This window comes from Amycolatopsis saalfeldensis (genome assembly GCF_900110575.1).
GTDB classification, from domain to species: Bacteria; Actinomycetota; Actinomycetes; order Mycobacteriales; family Pseudonocardiaceae; genus Amycolatopsis; species Amycolatopsis saalfeldensis.
This window is the reverse complement of record NZ_FOEF01000020.1, coordinates 130,549-149,627: the sequence shown is the minus strand read 5'-3', so window position 1 is coordinate 149,627 and position 19,079 is coordinate 130,549. Positions and strand designations below refer to the sequence as shown.

The 19,079-nt window shown below is 72.8% G+C and carries 20 protein-coding genes; 5 read left to right on the top strand and 15 right to left on the bottom strand.

Features of this window, described 5'->3' with window-relative positions; all coding sequences use genetic code 11:
• Position 1: 1 nt before the first annotated feature.
• The 3 genes from BMY97_RS35150 to pdxT all read right to left on the bottom strand — a co-directional run bounded on the left by BMY97_RS35150 (position 2) and on the right by pdxT (position 2,257).
• Positions 2-538 carry a DUF4262 domain-containing protein gene (locus BMY97_RS35150; RefSeq protein WP_177231686.1) on the bottom strand — a complete coding sequence of 179 codons (537 nt, stop codon included), beginning with the start codon at positions 536-538 and terminating at the stop codon, positions 2-4.
• A gap of 258 nt (positions 539-796) precedes the next feature.
• The gene (locus BMY97_RS35145; RefSeq protein ID WP_091625766.1) at positions 797-1,552 is read right to left on the bottom strand and encodes a YebC/PmpR family DNA-binding transcriptional regulator; all 756 of its coding nucleotides are present in this window, start codon (positions 1,550-1,552) and stop codon (positions 797-799) included.
• 60 nt (positions 1,553-1,612) lie between these two features.
• Positions 1,613-2,257: a pyridoxal 5'-phosphate synthase glutaminase subunit PdxT gene (pdxT, locus tag BMY97_RS35140; protein ID WP_281246953.1), complete on the bottom strand. Its 645-nt coding sequence runs from the start codon at positions 2,255-2,257 to the stop codon at positions 1,613-1,615.
• 457 nt (positions 2,258-2,714) lie between these two features.
• On the opposite strand from pdxT, the gene pdxS reads away from it, so the two are divergent.
• Both pdxS and BMY97_RS35130 read left to right on the top strand, forming a co-directional pair.
• Positions 2,715-3,629 (top strand): pyridoxal 5'-phosphate synthase lyase subunit PdxS, encoded by a 915-nt coding sequence (gene pdxS, locus BMY97_RS35135; RefSeq protein WP_091625763.1) that lies wholly within the window; start codon positions 2,715-2,717, stop codon positions 3,627-3,629.
• A 131-nt stretch (positions 3,630-3,760) separates the two neighbouring features.
• Entirely contained in the window at positions 3,761-4,567 is an 807-nt protein-coding gene (locus BMY97_RS35130; protein ID WP_245787659.1) for a maleylpyruvate isomerase family mycothiol-dependent enzyme, read from the top strand.
• Between the two features lie 4 nt (positions 4,568-4,571).
• On the opposite strand, the gene BMY97_RS35125 is transcribed toward BMY97_RS35130, so the two are convergent.
• Entirely contained in the window at positions 4,572-5,150 is a 579-nt protein-coding gene (locus tag BMY97_RS35125) for a helix-turn-helix domain-containing protein (RefSeq protein ID WP_425425370.1), read from the bottom strand.
• Between the two features lie 55 nt (positions 5,151-5,205).
• On the opposite strand from BMY97_RS35125, the gene BMY97_RS35120 reads away from it, so the two are divergent.
• Together BMY97_RS35120 and BMY97_RS35115 are read left to right on the top strand one after the other, a co-directional pair.
• Positions 5,206-5,907 carry an AzlC family ABC transporter permease gene (locus tag BMY97_RS35120; protein WP_091625758.1) on the top strand — a complete coding sequence of 234 codons (702 nt, stop codon included), beginning with the start codon at positions 5,206-5,208 and terminating at the stop codon, positions 5,905-5,907.
• Positions 5,907-6,227, top strand: coding sequence for an AzlD domain-containing protein (locus tag BMY97_RS35115; RefSeq protein WP_091625756.1), 321 nt, complete (start codon positions 5,907-5,909; stop codon positions 6,225-6,227). Before BMY97_RS35120 ends, BMY97_RS35115 begins: the two co-directional genes overlap by 1 nt.
• 4 nt (positions 6,228-6,231) lie before the next feature.
• On the opposite strand, the gene BMY97_RS35110 is transcribed toward BMY97_RS35115, so the two are convergent.
• Both BMY97_RS35110 and BMY97_RS35105 read right to left on the bottom strand, forming a co-directional pair.
• Positions 6,232-7,194, bottom strand: coding sequence for a DUF5937 family protein (locus BMY97_RS35110; protein WP_091625753.1), 963 nt, complete (start codon positions 7,192-7,194; stop codon positions 6,232-6,234).
• 57 nt (positions 7,195-7,251) lie between these two features.
• On the bottom strand, positions 7,252-8,685 hold the full coding sequence (locus tag BMY97_RS35105; RefSeq protein WP_091625750.1) for an FAD-binding oxidoreductase: 1,434 nt from the start codon (positions 8,683-8,685) through the stop codon (positions 7,252-7,254).
• 140 nt (positions 8,686-8,825) lie between these two features.
• Here BMY97_RS35105 and BMY97_RS35100 point away from each other — a divergent pair, with 140 nt between their 5' ends.
• Positions 8,826-10,937, top strand: coding sequence for an elongation factor G-like protein EF-G2 (locus tag BMY97_RS35100; RefSeq protein ID WP_091625748.1), 2,112 nt, complete (start codon positions 8,826-8,828; stop codon positions 10,935-10,937).
• A 3-nt stretch (positions 10,938-10,940) separates the two neighbouring features.
• On the opposite strand, the gene BMY97_RS35095 is transcribed toward BMY97_RS35100, so the two are convergent.
• The 9 genes from BMY97_RS35095 to BMY97_RS35050 form a co-directional block, all read right to left on the bottom strand.
• Positions 10,941-11,444: an XdhC family protein gene (locus BMY97_RS35095; protein WP_091625745.1), complete on the bottom strand. Its 504-nt coding sequence runs from the start codon at positions 11,442-11,444 to the stop codon at positions 10,941-10,943.
• A gap of 18 nt (positions 11,445-11,462) precedes the next feature.
• Entirely contained in the window at positions 11,463-11,951 is a 489-nt protein-coding gene (locus tag BMY97_RS35090) for an NUDIX hydrolase (RefSeq protein ID WP_091625742.1), read from the bottom strand.
• 217 nt (positions 11,952-12,168) lie between these two features.
• Positions 12,169-13,314 carry a glycosyltransferase family 4 protein gene (locus BMY97_RS35080; RefSeq protein ID WP_091625940.1) on the bottom strand — a complete coding sequence of 382 codons (1,146 nt, stop codon included), beginning with the start codon at positions 13,312-13,314 and terminating at the stop codon, positions 12,169-12,171.
• A gap of 49 nt (positions 13,315-13,363) precedes the next feature.
• A complete protein-coding gene (locus BMY97_RS35075; protein ID WP_091625737.1) occupies positions 13,364-14,284 on the bottom strand; it encodes a phosphatidylinositol mannoside acyltransferase in 921 nt (306 codons plus the stop codon).
• Positions 14,281-14,976: a phosphatidylinositol phosphate synthase gene (gene pgsA / locus BMY97_RS35070; protein ID WP_091625735.1), complete on the bottom strand. Its 696-nt coding sequence runs from the start codon at positions 14,974-14,976 to the stop codon at positions 14,281-14,283. The genes BMY97_RS35075 and pgsA overlap by 4 nt, the downstream gene beginning before the upstream one ends.
• Positions 14,977-15,076: 100 nt before the next feature.
• Positions 15,077-15,607 (bottom strand): MarR family winged helix-turn-helix transcriptional regulator, encoded by a 531-nt coding sequence (locus BMY97_RS35065; protein WP_091625732.1) that lies wholly within the window; start codon positions 15,605-15,607, stop codon positions 15,077-15,079.
• Positions 15,608-15,668: 61 nt separating this feature from the next.
• Positions 15,669-16,217, bottom strand: coding sequence for an HIT family protein (locus tag BMY97_RS35060; RefSeq protein WP_245787658.1), 549 nt, complete (start codon positions 16,215-16,217; stop codon positions 15,669-15,671).
• Positions 16,214-18,241 (bottom strand): threonine--tRNA ligase, encoded by a 2,028-nt coding sequence (gene thrS, locus BMY97_RS35055; protein WP_091625727.1) that lies wholly within the window; start codon positions 18,239-18,241, stop codon positions 16,214-16,216. Before thrS ends, BMY97_RS35060 begins: the two co-directional genes overlap by 4 nt.
• Before the next feature lie 157 nt (positions 18,242-18,398).
• Positions 18,399-19,013, bottom strand: a complete 615-nt coding sequence (locus BMY97_RS35050; RefSeq protein WP_091625724.1) for a malonic semialdehyde reductase — start codon at positions 19,011-19,013, stop codon at positions 18,399-18,401.
• Between the last annotated feature and the right edge of the window lie 66 nt (positions 19,014-19,079).

Sequence of the window (19,079 nt, the reverse complement as noted above, 5' to 3'; positions counted from 1 at the left end):
CTCAGGGGCCGTCGACGCCCGGGGTCCAGCTCTCCGGCAGGCCGGACTCGGTGAGCACCGGCTGCCACTGGGCGAAGCCCTCGGGCGCGTCGGCGTGCCACGGGAACTGCCCGTCCGGCGTGGCGACGAGGATCTGCAGCGCCGGGAAGTCGCCGTCGGGGTAGACCAGGAACGCGGAGCCGAAGTACTCGGGGTAGTGGCCCTTGGCCACCCGCTCGAAGACGACCTGGCCGCCCTCGAAGAAGTCGTCGTAGCGCTTGCCGACCTCGAAGATCTCGCCGTTGGCCGCGCGGTCGACATACGCGTCGAGCAGCGTCGGGCCCATGTCGCCGGGCAGGCCGACGACCACGGCCTCCGGCACGCTGTGCAGCGCCCACGCGCAGGCGGTGAAGCTGTAGCCGGCCCCGCTGTCGTCGTCGGGAACCGCGATGACGGCGTTGCCCCGTTCCTTCGCCTGGGCTTCGATCCATTCGATCAGGCGCTGTTCTTCGGAAACGGGGGCCGGGGAGGCGGGGGTGCGGGTCGTCACGGCGCACATTGTGCCGTACCCGCGCGGCTGAGCCCAGGGCCCACGCGCGCGAATTTTCCCGGGCACACCAAGGGATCCGGCTACCGACGAGTTCGATCCCGGCGGAATCCCTGCCCTGGCACGAAAAAGCCGCGCGTGCCGGACAACGGCGCGCGCGGCTTTTTCGCGGGAAAAAGAAATCAGTCGATCTCGGCCATGACCTCGTCCGGCACGTGGAAAACTACACCGTGCGTAGACGTTCTCCACACCTCGCCAGCCGAGCCACAATCAGTCGATCTCGGCCATCACCGCGTCCGGCACGTCGAAATTCGCGTAGACGTTCTGCACGTCGTCGCAATCCTCGAGCGCGTCGATCAGCCGGAAGACCTTCTTCGCGCCCTCGGCGTCCAGCTCCACGGTCATCGAGGGCAGGAAGGTGAGCTCCGCCGACTCGTACTCGAACCCGGCTTCCTGCAGCGCCTTGCGCACCGGCACCAGGTCGCCGCCCTCGGAGACGATCTCGAAGTTCTCGTCGAGGTCGTTGACCTCCTCGGCGCCGGCGTCGAGGACCGCCATCAGGACGTCGTCCTCGGCGGTGCCGCTCTTGGGCATGATCACCACGCCCTTGCGCTCGAACAGGTACGCCACCGAGCCCGGGTCGGCCAGCGACCCGTTGTTGCGGGTCAGCGCGGTTCGGACCTCCATCGCGGCGCGGTTCTTGTTGTCGGTCAGGCACTCGATCAGCACCGCCACGCCGTTGGGGCCGTAGCCCTCGTACGTGATGTTCTGCCAGTCGGCGCCGCCCGCCTCCTCACCGCCGCCGCGCTTGCGCGCGCGCTCGATGTTGTCCTGCGGGACCGAGTTCTTCTTCGCCTTCTGGATGGCGTCGTAGAGCGTGGGGTTGCCCTCGGGATCACCACCGCCGGTGCCGGTCCGCGCGGCCACCTCGATGTTCTTGATCAACCGGGCGAAGAGCTTGCCACGCTTCGCGTCGATGTTGGCCTTCTTGTGCTTCGTCGTCGCCCACTTGGAGTGGCCGCTCATCTCTCCTCCATCTGTTCCGCGTCCGCCCGGTCTTCACGCCCCGGACGCCGCCATTCCCGCTCAGGCTTCCCGCACGAGCTCGACGAACAACCGGTGCACGCGCTCGTCCCCGGTGATCTCCGGGTGGAACGCGGTGGCCAGCACCGCCCCCTGCCGGACGGCGACGATCCTAGCCGCCGGCTCGCCGCCCGCCGGGTCCTCGGGCACCAGCCCGGCCGACACGGTGGCCAGCACCTCGACCCCCGCGCCCGCCTTCTCGACCCAGGGGGCGCGGATGAACACGGCGTGCACCGGCCCGCCCGCCACGCCGGCGAAGTCCAGGTCCACCTCGAACGAGTCGACCTGCCTGCCGAACGCGTTGCGCCGGACGACCACGTCGAGCCCGCCGAGCTGCTGCTGGTCCGGGCGCCCGTCGAGCGCCTGGCGGGCCAGCAGGATCATCCCGGCGCACGAGCCGAAGGCGGGCATCCCGTCCGCGATCCGCGCGCGCAGCGGCTCGAGCAGCTCGAAGCTCTCCAGCAGCCGCGACATCGTGGTGGACTCGCCGCCGGGCAGCACCAGTCCGTCCACTTCGGACAGCTCGGTGGCGCGGCGGACCGGGACGGCCCGCGCGCCGGCGCGCTCCAGCATCGCGACGTGCTCACGCACGGCACCCTGCAGGGCGAGCACGCCGACCACCGGCCGCGCCCCCGAAGCTGTCGCCACCCGACCTCCCGAAAAACGTTCCGCCCAGCTTAGGGGGACGGCTCGCCGGCCGTCCCGCCAGGTCAGAACGCCGGACGGCGGGGCCGCCGCGCCGTCACCCGCGCGACCGGGGATCCGGGGCGCCGGACCGCACCGGCCACGTGCCATCGCCGAAGTGGACTGCCGAAATTGCCGCCGAGTGGCCACCCACGAGGTGATCTTCCGGCCGGGGAGAACCACCCGGACGGGCCACTGCCGGCCATCCGGCGAAGGGCTGGCTCCAGTCTACGCCGCCGGTGACGACGCTGGTCAGCGCCGTTTCCGCCGGACGTGACCCGGACCACGGGCCAGGGATCCCCTGGTCGGGACGGCCGCGAAAGTGGACTGCCGAGATACCCGTCCACTGGCCTGCTTCGGCGGTCCACCTCGGACCTACCCTCGAAGGTGTCCAGCGAGCTTCGCGAGAAAGGCCCCCGAGTTGTCCGAGCAGCAGTCCAGCCCCGCACCCCAGTCCGCCACCGGCACCGCCAAGGTGAAGCGCGGCATGGCGGAGATGCTCAAGGGCGGCGTGATCATGGACGTGGTCACCGCCGAGCAGGCCAAGATCGCCGAGGACGCCGGCGCGGTCGCGGTGATGGCGCTCGAGCGCGTGCCCGCCGACATCCGCGCGCAGGGCGGCGTCGCGCGGATGAGCGACCCGGACCTGATCGACGGCATCATCGAGACCGTCTCGATCCCGGTGATGGCGAAGGCCCGGATCGGCCACTTCGTCGAGGCGCAGGTGCTGCAGTCGCTCGGCGTCGACTACATCGACGAGTCCGAGGTGCTCACCCCCGCGGACTACGCGAACCACATCGACAAGTGGGCGTTCACCGTGCCCTTCGTCTGCGGCGCGACCAACCTGGGCGAGGCGCTGCGGCGCATCACCGAGGGCGCGGCGATGATCCGCTCCAAGGGCGAGGCCGGCACCGGCGACGTCTCCAACGCCACCACGCACATGCGCAAGATCCGCGGCGAGATCCGGAAGCTGGGCTCGCTGCCCGAGGACGAGCTGTTCGTCGCGGCGAAGGAGCTGCAGGCACCGTACGAGCTGGTCAAGGAGGTCGCGCAGCAGGGCAAGCTGCCGGTGGTGCTGTTCACCGCGGGCGGCATCGCCACCCCGGCCGACGCGGCGATGATGATGCAGCTCGGCGCCGAGGGCGTGTTCGTCGGCTCCGGCATCTTCAAGTCGGGCAACCCGGCCCAGCGCGCCGAGGCGATCGTCAAGGCGACCACCTTCTACGACGACCCGGACGTCCTGGCGAAGGTCTCGCGCGGCCTGGGCGAAGCGATGGTCGGCATCAACGTCGAGGAGCTGGCCGAGCCGCACCGCCTCGCCGAGCGCGGCTGGTAGCAGCACGGCGATCGAGGGCCCGGTGGACATCTGCCCGCCGGGCCCTCTTGCGTGCCTGGGGCTGTCGATTTCGGCTAGCGTCGTTCGACGCGTGGCCGAAGGCTGCTCCCCCGACACCGAGGACACTCCCCGTGACTGAACTGAACACTGAGCTGAACGCGGAAACCGCCCGGCGCGCGATCGTCGAGCACACCGGGCGGCTGGCGGAATCGGCCGTCGCGGCCGGGCCTGACGCCGCCGTGCCGACCGCCCCGAAGTGGACCGTCACCGACCTGGTCGCCCACGTGGGCCAGACCCAGAACTGGGTCGCGGAGATCATCGAGCGGCGCATCACCGACCCCGCACAGCTGCCGACGGAGATGGCCGAGCCGCCCGCCGATCCCCGCGAGTGGCCGGCGTGGCTCTCGGAGTCCGCGCAGCGAGTCGCGAACGCGTGCTCCGACGAAGCGCTCGAGGCGCCGGTGTTCAACGCCGCGGGCGACGGGCGGTCCGGGGCGAGATTCTGGATGTCCAGCATGGTGACCGAGGCCGTCGTCCACGGCTTCGACGCGGCCGGCGCGGCGGGCCGCCCGGCCGACGTCGACGCCGGGATCGCCGCCGCGCTGATCGGCAACCACCTCGCGATGCTCACCTCGCCCACGTGGACGATGCAGCGGCCCGAGTCCGCGCACGCCATCCGGGGCACCGGGCAGACCCTGCGGTGGCAGGCCACCGACGCCGCGGAGGCCTGGTTCGTCGAGCGGCGGCCGGACGGGGCGGTGTGGCAGCCCGGAACGCGGCAGGCCGACGTGACGGTGACCGGCCCGGCACGATCGCTGCTGCTGGTCCTGGCCCGCCGGCTCCCCCTCGCCGACCGCGAAACCGCCGGAATCAGCGTCGACGGCGACATCGGCCTCGCCCGGCACTGGATCGACAACACCGCCCACGCCAGCGGCTGACCGGTCAGGAGTATTCGGAGATCTCCACGCCGAACGTGCCCGGCTCCAGCGCTTCGAAGATGTGCCGGACGTCGCCGGGGTAGGAGATGTAGTCGCCGGGCAGCAGCTCGACCGGGTCGTCGGCCACGCCGACGCGGGCGCGGCCGGCGCAGATCACGATGTGCTCGACCACGCCGTTCATGTGCGGGTCCGACCGCCGCGGAGTGCCCGGCTCCGCGCGGATCAGGTACATGTCCCGGCGGGCCGAAGACGGGCACGCCGAGAGCAGCGTGCACGCGTAGTCGGCGTGCTCGGCGAACACCGTCGGCCCCTTGCCCGCGCGGATCACGCGGACCTGGGGCCGTTCGGGTTCCACCAGGCGGGAGAACGGCACGTCGAGCGCGACGCCGAGGGCCCACAGCGTCTCGACGCTGGGGTTGCCCGAGCCGGATTCCAGTTGCGACAGCGTGGATTTCGCCAGTCCCGCGAGCCGCGCCAGCTCGGTCAGGGAGAGGCCGGCGCGGGTGCGTTCACGGCGCAGCGACGTCGCGATGATGTCGAGCGGGGCGCTCCCGGTGTCGTGCGACATGTGTGTTCGCTCCATCAGTCTTCTCGTTCGCCTTGACGAACGGCCGAGGTCGTGTTCAGTATAGGGCACTATGCGTTCGATATGGCGAACACTCGACCGGGGCCTCGCCCGGGACATCGGCCTGGTCTGCCTGGCCGACGCCCTGGTGGGCGTCTCCTACGGGGCCATCTCGGTGAGCTCCGGCTTCCCGTTGTGGGCTCCGATGCTGTTGTCCCTGCTGGTCTTCGCCGGCGCGTCGCAGTTCATGTTCGTCGGCATCGTGGCGGCCGGCGGCAACCCGCTGGCCGCCGTCGTCGCCGGCTTGCTGGTGAACGCGCGGCACGTGCCGTTCGGCTTCGCGATCGGTGACGTGCTCGGCACCCGCTGGGCGAGCCGCATCGCGGGCAGCCACCTGATGATCGACGAATCGGTGGCGTTCGCGTTGGCGCAGAAGGATTCCGGCCGCAAGCGCGCCGCGTACTGGGCCTGTGGCGCCGGCCTGTTCGTGTGCTGGAACCTCGGCGTGGTGCTGGGCGCCTTCGCGGGCACGGCGATCAGCGACACCGACGCGTTCGGCCTCGACGCCGCCTTCCCCGCCGTGCTGCTGGCCCTGGTGCTGCCGTCCCTGCGCGACCGGACGACCCGGCTGCCGGTGCTGCTCGGCGTGGTGGCCGCGTTGATCGCGACGCCGTTCCTGCCCGCCGGGCTGCCGGTGCTGTTCGCCTTGGTGGGTGTGGTCGCGGGCGCCGCGGCGAAGGAGCCGAAGGCCCGTGAACCCGAGGGGGTGCGTTGATGGACTCCGTCGAACTGATCATCGCGGCCGCTGTGCTGGGCGCGGGGACGTTCGCGTTCCGCTTCGCCGGGCCGGTGCTGCGGACCCGGGTGAAGCTGTCCCCGCGCGCGGAACGGCTGATGGCGCTGTCCGCGATCGTCCTGCTGGCCGCGCTCGTCGCCACCAGCGCGCTGACCGAGGGCCACTCGTTCGCCGGGATCGCCCGCCCGGCCGGGGTGCTGGTGGGCGGGGTGCTGGCCTGGCGCAAGGCCCCGTTCGTCGCGGTGGTGGTCGCCGCCGCGGCCACCGCCGCCCTGCTGCGCCTGGCCGGGGTGCCGTGACGGCTCAGCCGCCGGCCGCGACCAGCTCGTCGGCCGCGACGGTGCGGACGTGCATCCCGTCCGGGGTGGTCGTGAGCAGCCCGGCGAGCGCCAGCAGCTCCAGGTGCTTCGCGACGACGGCCGCCTTCAGCCCGGTGCGCCGCACCAGCCCGGCCGTGTCCGCGGGCGTCGCGAGCGCGGCGAGCAAAATGCTGCGGCTGCGCCCGAGAACCCCGCGCAACGCGGCGGGCGACTGCGTTCCGCCGGCCTCCCACAGGCCGGCGAGCCCCCGCGCCGGGTACCGCAGCACGGGCTGCGAACCCGCGTGCGTCCGGGAAACCACCCGCGGCCAGACGAAAACCGACGGCGCCAGCACCAGCCCTCGTCCGTGCGACGCGCCCGGCGCGTGCACCCGGCGTCCGGCGTCGGTCAGCCCGCCGTCGGTCCACCGGACGGCGGGCGCCAGGTCGGCGAAGAGGTCCTGCGCCGCGCCGGCCGCGAGCAGCCGGGAACGGTGCAGGACATCGCCTTCCAGCAGCGCGCGCATGCGCGGCCACGCGGGCGCGAGTGCCACCGCCCAGTAACGCTCCATCAGGTTCGCCAGCCGCTCCAGCCCGGCCTCCGGGTCGCGGTGCAGCCGGGTGAGCGCGGCCGGCCGCGGCGGGTCCATCCGCTCCAGCTCGCGCCGGACCGCGCGGGCCGGGACGTCGCGCAGGTCCGCCAGCTCGTCGGCCAGCTCCGGCACCGGCGACGCGGGCGCCGGCGCCAGGAACCGCGGCACGTGCCGGCCCGCCACCAGGTCGGCCAGCGGCGTGACGTCCACCCCGGCCTCGTCCAGCGCCGCGGCCGCCTGCTTCACCCAGGGCAGGTGCAGCGCGTGCTCCCCCGGGTGCCGCAGCACCCCGGCGCTGGCCACGATCTCCCACAACGGCGAGAACGCCAGCCGCGTCCGCGCGAGCTCGTCCACGGACCAGGCCACGTCGAGCACGCGCCACCTCCTCGGCTGCGGGGAATCCGGCGAGTGTAGACGGTCCGTTGTGGACACTCAGGAACGGGTTATTGCCTGGGGGAAGGAGAATAACCCGTCCGGGTCATAACGGCGGGCGACGGCGCGCAGCCGGGGCAGGTTCGCGCCGTAGTACGCCCGGCCCCAGTCGGGCATCTCCGGGTCGAGGTAGTTGACGTAGCCGGTGGTGCCGAATTCCGGCCCGAGCCCGTCGCGCAGGCGACCGATCTCCCGCCGCGCCGCCGCTTCCCCGGCCGGGGCGACGTCGTGCAGGAACTGGAAACTCGCGAGCGCCCGCCGGTGCGGGAACGCGGAATCGCCGCGGGCGATCGCGCCGCCACCGCCGTCCACGATCGTGTAGTTCACCGGGTCCTCGCTCACCATGGCGACCACCGCGGCCGGGTCCGCGGCGGGCCGCATGAGCATCCGCGACGTCGCCACGTAGCCGGCGGACGAGATCGCTCCCCCGCCGCCGCCCCAGCCGGGCCCGCACGACGGCCCGGACAGGTCGTCGCAGCCGGCGAAGTACCGCATGGCGCCGAGGAAGTCCGTCTCCGGCTCCTCCCGCGCGATCGGCGCGGTCCCCACCCGCCGGACGAAGTCGTCGAGGATCGGCTTCAGCCGGGTCCGCGGTCCGACGAAACAGCCGCCGAAGTTCGCCGCCGTGGCGCCGAGGCCGAGGTCGGACCAGAGCTCGTCGGGCATCCGCGGCTGCCAGTCCTGCCACGCGGCGAACAGCGCCGCCCCCGCCGCGGGCGGGAACTGCAAGCTGAACGACGTCAGGTCCGGGGCCGGCACGGTGCGGAAGGTGAACGAGGTGACGATGCCGAAATTGCCGCCGCCCCCGCCGCGCAGCGCCCACAGCAGCTCCGGCTCGCCGGCCGCCGAAACGGTGCGCAGGCAGCCGTCCGCCGTCACCACTCGCGCGGACTCGAGGTGGTCGCAGGTCAGCCCGTACGCGCGGCCCAGCACCCCGACGCCGCCGCCGAGGGTGAGCCCGGCGATGCCGACAGTCGGGCAGGTCCCCGCCGGCAGCGCGCGCCCGGCCGCGCCGAGTGCCGCGTAGACCGGGCCCAGCCGCGCGCCGGCGCCGACGACCGCGCGACCGTCCGGCCGGACCTCGACGCCGGCCAGCCGGCCGAGGTCCACCACCAGCCCACCGTCCACAGTGGAGTACCCGACGTAGCTGTGGCCGCCGGAACGGGCCGCGAGCGGAAGGCCGTGCCGGGCCGCGAAGTCCACACAGGCCTGGACGTCCTCGACCCGCGCGCAGCCCGCGATCGCGGCGGGACGGTGGTCGTAGATCGTGAAGTAGCCGCGGCGCGCGTCCTCGTACCCCGCGTCGCCGGGACGCAGCAGCGGCCCGGTCAACCGCCGCCGGAGCTGCTCCCAGAGGTCGGGCCCCGGTCTCGCGCCGAGCCCGGTGGCCGCCGCCCCGGACAGCACCAGGAACGTCCGCCTGCTGATCGTCATCGTGGTCCCCCTCGCGCTCACGCCTGCGCGGGACGGGGGGCAAACGGCTGGTCCCCCCGGCCTCGCCTTGCCCTGCCCAGGGTAGCGGGTGTGTGATCGAGGACACATCGCGTACACCCGCCGTTCGCCGAGGAGCCGTCATGGCCGACAAACAGAGCAGGAGCACCGACACCGGGGCCGCCGTCGCTGTGGCCGACCCCGCCAAGGTCCGCAACGTCGTGCTCGTCGGGCCCTCCGGATCGGGGAAGACCACGCTCACCGAGGCCCTGCTGGCCGCTTCGGGCACCGTGCCGCGGGCCGGCACCGTGATCGACGGGACCACGGTCTGCGACCACGACCCCGCGGCGGTCCGCCAGCAGCGCTCGGTCGGCCTGTCCGTCGCCCCGGTCCTGCACCAGGGGTACAAGATCAACCTCATCGACACCCCGGGGTACGCCGATTTCGTGGGTGAGCTGCGCGCCGGGCTGCGCGCCGCCGACGCGGCCCTGTTCGTGGTGTGCGCCGCCGAGGGCGTCGACGCCGCCACGGTCGCGGTGTGGGAGGAGTGCGCGTCGGTCGGCATGCCGCGCGCGGTGGTCGTCTCGCGCCTCGACCACCACCGCGCGGACGCGCTCGCCGAGATCGCCGCGTGCCAGGCCGCGTTCGGCGCCGGCGTGCTGCCGCTCTACCTGCCCACGCGCAACGGCCTGGCCGGCCTGATCACCCAGCGGTACTTCGACTACTCCGACGGCCACCCGCCGCGGGCCGGCGAGCTGGACGCCGCCGACCTGGCCGGGCTCGCCGACGCCCGCAACGAGCTGATCGAGGGCATCATCGCCGAGAGCGAGGACGAGACCCTGATGGAGCGGTACCTCGGCGGCGAGGAGATCGCCGAGGAGACCCTGATCGCCGACCTCGAAACGGCGGTCGCGCGCGGCTCGTTCCACCCGGTCATCCCGGTCTGCGCCACCAGCGGGACCGGCCTGGCCGAGGTGCTCGACGGCATCGTCCGCGCGTTCCCCTCGCCGCTGGAGCACCGGCTGCCCGAGGTGACCACGCCCGACGGCGGCCCGCACGGCGCGCTTTCGGCCGACCCGGAGGGACCGCTCGCCGCGGAGGTCGTGCGCACCGCCGTCGACTCCTACGTCGGCCGCGTTTCGCTGGTCCGCGTCTTTTCCGGGACGCTGCGGCCGGAGAACGCCGTGCACGTCTCCGGCCACGGGCTCGCCGAGCGCGGCCACGAGGACCACGACGCCGACGAGCGCGTCGCGCACCTGTACTCCCCGCTCGGCGCGAACCTGCGCGAGGTGCCGTACTGCGTGGCCGGCGACCTGTGCGCGCTGACCAAGGTCGGCTCCGCCGAAACCGGCGACACGGTGTCGTCCCCGGAAGACCCGCTCGTGATGAAACCCTGGCGGATGCCCGAGCCGCTGCTGCCGGTCGCCGTCGTGGCGAAGACCCGCAGCGACGAGGACACGTTGTCGCGCAACCTTTCCCGGCTCGTGGCGGGCGACCCGACGCTGCGCCTGGACCGCAACGCCGAGACCGGCCAGCTCGTGCTGTGGTGCATGGGCGAGGCGCACGCGGACGTGGTGCTTTCGCGGCTTCGGGCGGGCGGCGCGGACGTCGGCACCGAGCCGGTGCGGATCAGCCTGCGCGCCACGTTCGCGAAACCCGCGCGCGGGCACGGCCGGCACGTCAAGCAGTCCGGCGGCCACGGCCAGTTCGCCGTCTGCGACCTCGAGGTGGAACCGCTGCCGCGGGGCGGCGGCTTCGAGTTCGTCGACAAGGTGGTCGGCGGATCCGTGCCGCACCAGTTCATCCCGAGCGTGGAGAAGGGCGTGCGGGCGCAGTTGCGGCGCGGGCTCGGCGACGGGCACCCGGTGGTGGACGTGCGCGTGACCCTCGTCGACGGCAAGGCCCACAGCGTCGACTCCTCCGACGCCGCCTTCCAGACCGCCGGCGCGCTCGGCGTGCGCGAGGCCGCGGCCGCCGCCGGGGTCACGCTGCTGGAGCCGTTGGACGAGGTCGCCGTCACGCTGCCGGACGAACACCTCGGCACGGTGCTGGGCGACCTGTCGTCACGCCGTGGCCGGGTGCTCGGCACGGAGGCCGGCGAAGGCGGGTTCACGGTGATCCGCGCGGAAGTCCCGGCCGCCGAACTCCTGCGCTACGCCGTCGACCTGCGCTCACTGTCTTCGGGCACGGCGAGCTTCACCCGCCGCCCGGCCCGCTTCGAGCCGATGCCCGAGGGAGCGGCGGTCCTGGGCTGAACTTCAGAACTCGAAGCCGCCCGGCCGGTCGTTGCGGTCGGCGAGCAGGCCGGCCAAGGTGGCGATGGCGATCTCCGGCGGGGTGCGCGAGCCGATGTTCAGCCCGACCGGCCGGTGCACCCGTGCGATGTCCGGCGCGGGCACGCCGAGCGCGGTCAGCGCCTCGACATGCGGGCCCGGGTGACGCGGGTTGCCGAGCACGCCGATCCAGCGCGCGTCTCCGGCCAGCGCGGTCCGCAGCACCTCGCCCAGCTCGGGCCGGTGGTGGTCGGTGACCACGACGTCGGTGCCGCGGTCCAGCTCCGGCGGCGTGGTGCGGACGTCGAAATCACCGGTGGCCCGCGCGGCGTCGGGCTCGAACAGCACGGTGCGGTAGCCCGCGTCGGCGGCGTACGCCAGCAGGTATCGCGAGACGGGCGACGCGAACACGGCGACCAGCGTCCGCTCGGCCGGCTTGTCCTCGGCTTCGCCGTGCGCGACCGCGCAGGCGTCCGGTTCAGCGGTCATGGCTTCAGTCTGCCACCGCTACAGGTCCGGTTCGGCGAACTCGAAGTACTCCGGCAACGGGGCGGTGCCCGCGAGCTTGAAATACCGCACCTTCCGGCGGCGGCGCAGCGCCAGGGTGTCGCGGACCGCGTCGTTGTGCACCCGCCGCGCGATGACGACGCGGTGCTCGGCGTCGGTCAGCTCCTCGGCCAGCACCGCGGGCAGCCGGGACCGGTCGACGCGGGCGAGCACGAGCGTCAGCTCGTTCTCCTCGGCCTCCCGGTCGGCGCGGGCGGCGCCTTCGGCCCGCTCGGCCGCGGCGTGCAGCCCGGTGCCGTCGCCGTCCAGCAGCGCCGCGGCCGCGCGCGCGACCACCGCGCGCCGGGCGAGCGCGGCGTCGAGCGCCGCCCAGCCCGCATCGGTGCGCACGTGCAGGCGGTCGAGCCGGTTCGCCGTCGCCACCAGGAAAAGCCCGCCCAGCAGCACAATCGCCGCGACCACGGGCAGGAGCCAGGCCAGCACGCTCATGCGCCCGCCTCAGTCGCGCCCGGCTCGGGCCGCATCCGGGACCCCGCTTGCACCGGCAGCACCGCGTGCGTCGGGAACCCTGCCCGCGTCCCGAACACCGGCCGCCCCAGGAACCCCGCCCGCGTCCCGAACACCAGCTGCGCCGACAACCCTGCCCGCGTCCCGAACACCGCCCGCCCGGCGACCACAGCGCCCGGCAGCGAGCGGCCCGTCCCGATCACCGGGCCAGCTCCCGGTCCGCGGCGACGACGCGGCGCGGGTCGGCGGCGATCGCCGTCTCGTACACGCGCAGCACCTGCGTGACCACCACCGACCAGTCGTACGCGGTCACCCGCTCCCCCGCCGCCGCGGCCAGCGACGCGCGCCGCGCGGGGTCGCCGAGCAGCTCGCGCAGACCGTCGGCGAGCGACGCGGGATCGGCGGTCCCGGTGAGCATCCCGGCCGTGCCGTCGTCGAGCACCCGGCGGAACGAGTCGAGGTCGCTGGCCAGCACCGGGGTGCCCGCGGCCATGGCCTCGGTGAGGATCATGCCGAAGCTCTCGCCGCCGGTGTTCGGCGCGCAATAGACGTCGACGCTGCGCAGGGCGCGCGCCTTCGTCGCGTCGTCCACCTGGCCCAGCAGCTCGATGTGCGGCCACAGCCGCGGCCCGGCCATCCGGCGCAGCTGGTCCGGCTCGCCGCGGCCGACCACGAGCAGCCGCAGGTCTTCGAAGTCCGGCAGCAGCCGCCGCAACGCCTCCAGCAGCACCTCCATGCCCTTGCGCGGCTCGGTGAAGCGGCCGACGAACCCGACCGTGCCGCCCGCACGCGGGTAGCCCTCCAGCGGGACGGCGCGGCTGAAGAACTCGGCGTCGACGCCGTTCGGGATCTCGACCGCGTCGCCGCCCGCGTGCTCCACCTGGACCCGGCGGGCCAGCGCGGACACCGCGATCCGCGCGGTGATCTTCTCCAGCAGCGGCCGCAGCACCGGCTGGAACGCCGAGAGCGTGCGAGAGCGGGTGGTCGCCGTGTGGAAGGTCGCGACGATCGGCCCGTCGGCGATCTTCAACGCCAGCAGGGACAGGCTCGGCGCGGCCGGCTCGTGCAGGTGCAGCACGTCGAAGCCGTTGTCCCGGATCCACCGGCGCACCCGGGCGTAGGACACCGGCCCGAACTGCAGCCGCGCCACCGAGCCGTTGTAGCGGACGCCGAGCGCTTTCCCGGCCGGGTGCACGAAGTCCGGCAGCACGGCGTCCTCGTCGGCCGGCGCCAGCACCGACACCCGGTGTCCGCGCTCGATCAGCGCCCGCGCCAGGTCGATCACGTGCCCCTGCACCCCGCCCGGCACGTCGAAGGAGTACGGGCAGACGATCCCGATCTTCAGCCCGTGCCGGTGCTCTGGTCGCTCTTGTCCCCGGCCCCCCGCCACCGGTTCAGCTCGCTGCTTCTTCGAGACCGGCGCTTTCGCCCGCCTCGAGGTCGGAAAGCCAGAACTTCTGCAGCATGTGCCAGTCCGCCGGGTGCGCGGCGATGTCGCCGGCGAAGACGTCGGCCAGCGCCTGCGTGGCCGCCGGCACCTCCGCGCGGGCGGTGACCCGGATCCGCGGGTGCACCCGTATCTGCCAGCCGTCCTCGGTGAACCACGAGCCGACCGGCAGCAGCGCCGCGCCGGTGGTGGCCGCGAGCCGCGCCGGGCCGGCCGGCATCCGCGCGCGGTCGCCGAAGAACTTCACCGGCAGGCCGCTCGCGGTCAGGTCCCGGTCGCCGACCAGGCAGACCACCTTGTTCTCCCGCAACCGTTTCAGCAGCACGCGCATCGCGGCGCTGTCACCGGTCAACGGCACGATCTCGAACCCCAGCGACTCGCGGAAGGAGACGAACCGGCGGTACACCGACTCCGGCTCCAGCCGCTCGACCACGGTGGTGAAGCTGCCCAGGTAGTCCGCCATCCAGACGCCCGCGGCGTCCCAGTTGCCGCTGTGCGGCAGGGCGCACACGGCGCCGTTCCCCTCGGCCAGCGCGGCGTCGATGTTCTCGACGCCGGTGATCTTCGCGCCCACCTTGCCGATCACCGTGTCCCGGTCCATCGCGGGCAGGCGGAAGGTCTCGTACCAGTAGCGCGAGTACGAGCGCATGGCCTGGCGGACCAGTTCGTCCAGTTCGGTCTCGTCGGCCTGCGGCACCACGCGCGCGAGGTTGGCGCGCAGCTGGCGCACCCCGCCGCCGCCCCGGCGCACGGCGACGTCCGCGCCGAGGCCGAACAGCATCGCCCCCAGCGATTCCGGCAGTCGGCGGGTGAGGCTCCAGCCCGCCGCGTAACCGAACTCGCCGAGCCGCCGGGACAGCGCGCTCACGGCTGCGCCCCGCCCGGGCGCACGTCTCCGGCCAGCGGCGCCTGCGGCCCGTCCGGCGCCACAGGCGGTTCCGCGGCCTGGCGGGCGGCGACGGCGCGGGCGGCCTTCGCGACCGCGGCGGCGCGCTGGATCAGCGTGACCGCCGACAGCACGGCGAGCAGCCAGAGGGTGATCTCCACGGTCCACGGCACGCCGAGGCCGTGCAGCCCGGTGCCGACGAGCGCGATGATCAGCCGCTCGGCACGCTCGATCAGGCCGCCGTCGGCCTCCAGCCCGGACGCCTCGGCCCGGGCCTTGACGTAGGAGATCACCTGGGCGAGCACCAGGCAGATCAGCGCGGCGGCCGCGGCCCGGTTGTTGTGGTCCACCACGAAGCACCACCAGGCGATGGCGGCGAACAGCGCGCCGTCCACCAGCCGGTCGCAGGTCGCGTCGAGCACGGCGCCGAAGGGGGTGCCGTAGCCGCGGGCCCTGGCCATGGCGCCGTCGAGGAGGTCCAGCATGGCGAACCCCCACACGGTGAAGGTCCCCCACAGCAGGAGGCCCTGCGGGAAGAAGGCGAGCGCGCACGCGACGGCACCCGCGGTGCCGATCACGGTCATCGCGTTGGGGGTCAGTCCGGCCCGGACCAGCGTCCGGCCGATGGGATCGGTGACGCGGGAGACTGAGGCACGGGCGAAAATATTGAGCATCTCGTCGTCTGGTGCACCTGGCTCGGGGGCGGGTGGGCCTCGAAAGCCTATCGACCCGCCCCGCGGACCCCGACGTCCCGCCCCGCGACCCGCCGGTCGATCAGCCGGATTTCGGCAGTTCGACGACCGGCGCGAGGAAGCCGGCCGCTTCTTCGGCGGCCTCGGCAGCCGCGCAACGCGGCCGGAGCCGGTCCAGGATCGCGGCGCTGATCTCGCCCAGCGCCGCCACCTGCGCGGGCGAAAGCGGGTCGAACAGGCTCTCGCGCACCGCCTCGACGTGACCCGGCGCGGCCTCCTCCAGCGCGGCGAAGCCCTCGTCCGTGAGCACCGCCCACGCCCCGCGCTTGTCCGTGGGGCAGGACTCGCGCCGCACCCAGCCCTTGGCCTCCAGCCGCGCGACGGCGTGCGAAAGCCGGCTGCGCGACGAACGCCGCACCGCGGCCAGCTCGCTCATTCGGAGCCGGCGGTCTTCGGCCTCCGACAGCGAGACGAGCACCTCGTAGTAGGTGTGCGGCATGCCCGACGCGTGCTGGAGCTGGCCCTCGAGGTGCGCCTGCAGCATGGCGCTGGCCATGGAGAAGTCACGCCAGACTCGCTGCTCGTCGTCGGAAAGCCATCGCGGTTCGGACATAACCCCATCCTACCCCTGATTGAGGACTCAATTACCTGCTCGTGAGTGGCGGAGCCGGGGGTCACCAGGCGTCGGCGAGCAGCTTCCGGGTCTCGCCCAGCAGTTGCGGCAGCACCTTCGTGTGCCCGATCACCGGCATGAAGTTCGCGTCCCCGCCCCAGCGCGGCACCACGTGCTGGTGCAGGTGAGCCGCGATGCCCGCGCCGGCGATCACGCCCTGGTTCATGCCGATGTTGAACCCGTGCGCCGCCGAGACCACGCGCACCACCCGCATCGCGTGCTGGGTGAACTCGGCCAGCTCACGGGTCTCGTCGGCGGTCAGCTCGGGGTAGTCCGCCACGTGCCGGTACGGCACCACCATCAGGTGACCGGGGTTGTACGGGTACAGGTTCAGCAGCGCGTACACCGTTTCGCCGCGCGCCAGCACCAGCGCCGTCTCGTCGTCGAGGCCCGGGATGCGGCAGAACGGGCAGCCGTCCGCCTCGCCGTCGTCCGGCTTGTCCTGGCCCTTGATGTAGGCCATCCGGTGCGGGGTCCACAGGCGCTGCAGCGCGTCCGGGACCCCCGCTCCGTCCTGCTCGACGAGCTCCGGGCCGTCCGGGTCGCTCACCGCAGGATCGCCTCCACGGCCTCGGTGCTCGGCGAAGCGTTCTCGCGGCGGGACACCCATTCGGCGATCGCCTCGACCGCCGTGTCCACCGCGACCCCGTTGATCTGGCCGCCGTCGCGGAACCGGAACGACACCGCGCCCGCCTCCGCGTCCTTGGCGCCGGCCAGCAGCATGAACGGCACCTTCTGCGTGGTGTGCGTGCGGATCTTCTTCTGCATGCGGTCGTCGCTCGCGTCGGTCTCCACGCGGATTCCCTTGGCGCGCAACGCCTTCTCCACGCCCTGGAGGAACTCGACCTGGTCGGCGGTGATCGGGATGCCGACCACCTGCACCGGCGAGAGCCACGCCGGGAACGCGCCCGCGTAGTGCTCGGTCAGCACGCCGAAGAACCGTTCGATCGAGCCGAACAGCGCGCGGTGGATCATCACCGGCCGCTGGCGCGAGCCGTCCGGGGCGGTGTACTCCAGCTCGAACCGCTTGTTCTGGTTGAAGTCCAGCTGGATCGTGGACATCTGCCAGGTGCGGCCGATCGCGTCCTTGGCCTGCACGGAGATCTTCGGGCCGTAGAACGCCGCGCCGCCCGGGTCCGGCACGAGCTCGAGGCCGGAGTCCACGGCGGCCTGCCGCAGCGTCTCGGTGGCCTCCTCCCACTCCCAGTCCTCGCCGATGAACTTCTCCGAGTCGCCGCGCGTGGACAGCTCGAGGTAGAAGTCCGAAAGGCCGTAGTCGGCCAGCAGGTCGAGCACGAACTTGAGCAGCGACCGCAGCTCGCCCGGCATCTGCTCCTTGGTGCAGTAGATGTGCGAGTCGTCCATGGTCAGGCCGCGCACGCGGGTGAGGCCGTGCACCACACCCGACTTCTCGTACCGGTACACGGTGCCGAACTCGAACAGCCGCAGCGGCAGCTCCCGGTAGGACCGGCCGCGCGAGCGGTAGATCAGGTTGTGCATCGGGCAGTTCATGGCCTTGAGGTAGTAGTCCTCGTCGTCGAACTTGACCGGCGGGAACATGGTGTCCGCGTAGTACGGCAGGTGGCCCGAGGTGTGGAACAGCTCGCCCTTGCTGATGTGCGGGGTGTTCACGAACTCGTAGCCGGCCTCCTCGTGGCGGCGGCGCGAGTAGGTCTCCAGCTCCCGGCGGATGATGCCGCCCTTGGGGTGGAACACCGGCAGGCCCGAGCCGATCTCCTCCGGGAAGGAGAACAGGTCCAGCTCGGCGCCGAGCCGGCGGTGGTCGCGGCGCTCGGCCTCGGCGATCCGCTCCAGGTAGGCGTCCTGCGCCTCGCCCGACTCCCACGCCGTGCCGTAGATCCGCTGCAGCTGCGGGTTCTTCTCGCTGCCGCGCCAGTACGCGGCGGCCACCCGGGTCAGCTTGAACGCGGGGATGAACTTGGTGGTGGGCACGTGCGGGCCGCGGCAGAGGTCGCTCCACACGCGCTCCTTGGTGCGCGGGTCGAGGTTGTCGTAGATGGTCAGCTCGCCGCCACCGACCTCCATCACCTCGCTGGTGTCCACATCGGACTTGAGGTCGACCAGCTCCAGCTTGAACGGCTCGTCGGCCAGCTCCTTCTTCGCGTCGTCGACCGAGTCGAAAACGCGGCGCGAGAACTGCTGGGCGCCCTTGACGATCTGCTTCATCCGCTTCTCGAGCGCCTGCAGGTCTTCCGGCGTGAACGGCTTGTCGACCGCGAAGTCGTAGTAGAAGCCGTCCCGCACCGGCGGCCCGATGCCGAGCTTCGCGTCCGGGAACTCCTGCTGCACGGCCTGGGCGAGCACGTGCGCGGCCGAGTGGCGGATGACGCTGCGGCCGTCTTCGGTGCTGGCGGCGACCGCCTCCACCCGGGCCTCGGCGTCCGGGGCCCAGGCGAGGTCGCGCAGCTTGCCCTCGGCGTCGCGGACCACCACGACGGTGTCCGGCCCCTTGGTCGGCAGGCCCGCTTCGCGGACCGCGGCTCCCGCCGTAGTGCCCGCCGGTACCACCACGCGCGGGGCGGGTGCTGAGGCGGCTGACGGCGGATGCGACACGATCGTGCTCCTTCTCGGGCGGTGGCTTTTCCAGCGTGACGAGGATGACTTTCGTCGATGCTAGCCGTCGGCCTCCGGCGGCTTGACAGGCGTCGGCGCAAAACACGCGGAGGCCGCCTCGCCGGCGCGAGGCGGCCTCCGCGGGCCGGGCGGTGGTTCAGAGGGTCTCGACGACCTGGTCGAACTCGAGCCGCGGCAGCCGGTCGAACCACGGGTTCTCGCCGGGCTTGCCGACGTTCACCACGACCAGCGAGCGCCAGTTGTTGCCGCCGAAGAACTCCCGGTCGACACCCGCGGCGTCGAAGCCGGTCATCGGGCCGGCGGCCAGGCCCGCGGCGCGCACGCCGATGATGAAGTAGCCGACCTGCAGCAGCGAGTTCAGCTTCGAGAACTCCACCCGGCCCGACTCCTCGGCGAACATGTCCTTCACGCCAGGGTTGTGCGGGAACACCTGCGGGATGTTCTCGTGGAAGTCGACGTCGGCGGCCAGGATGACGGTCAGCGGGGCGGACCCGGTCTTGGCGCGGTTGCCCTCGGCCATGTGCGGCAGCAGGCGGCGGCGCGCCTCCCCGGTGCGGATCACCAGCGCGCGCAGCGGCTGGGTGTTCATCGAGGTCGGGGCCCACTTGACGAGGTCGTAGATCGCGCGGACCCGCTCGTCGGTCACCGGCTCATCGCTGAAGCTGTTGGCCGTGCGGGCTTCCCGGAACAGGAGGTCCTGGATCTCGGCGGGCACCTGCAGTTCCTGGGCGGATTCAGCGAATGTGGTCATCGGTCTGGGGTTCCTTCCGTGCTGTTCACCTTCCCCGCGTCCAACCTTGTTGAGCGTTTGACTATT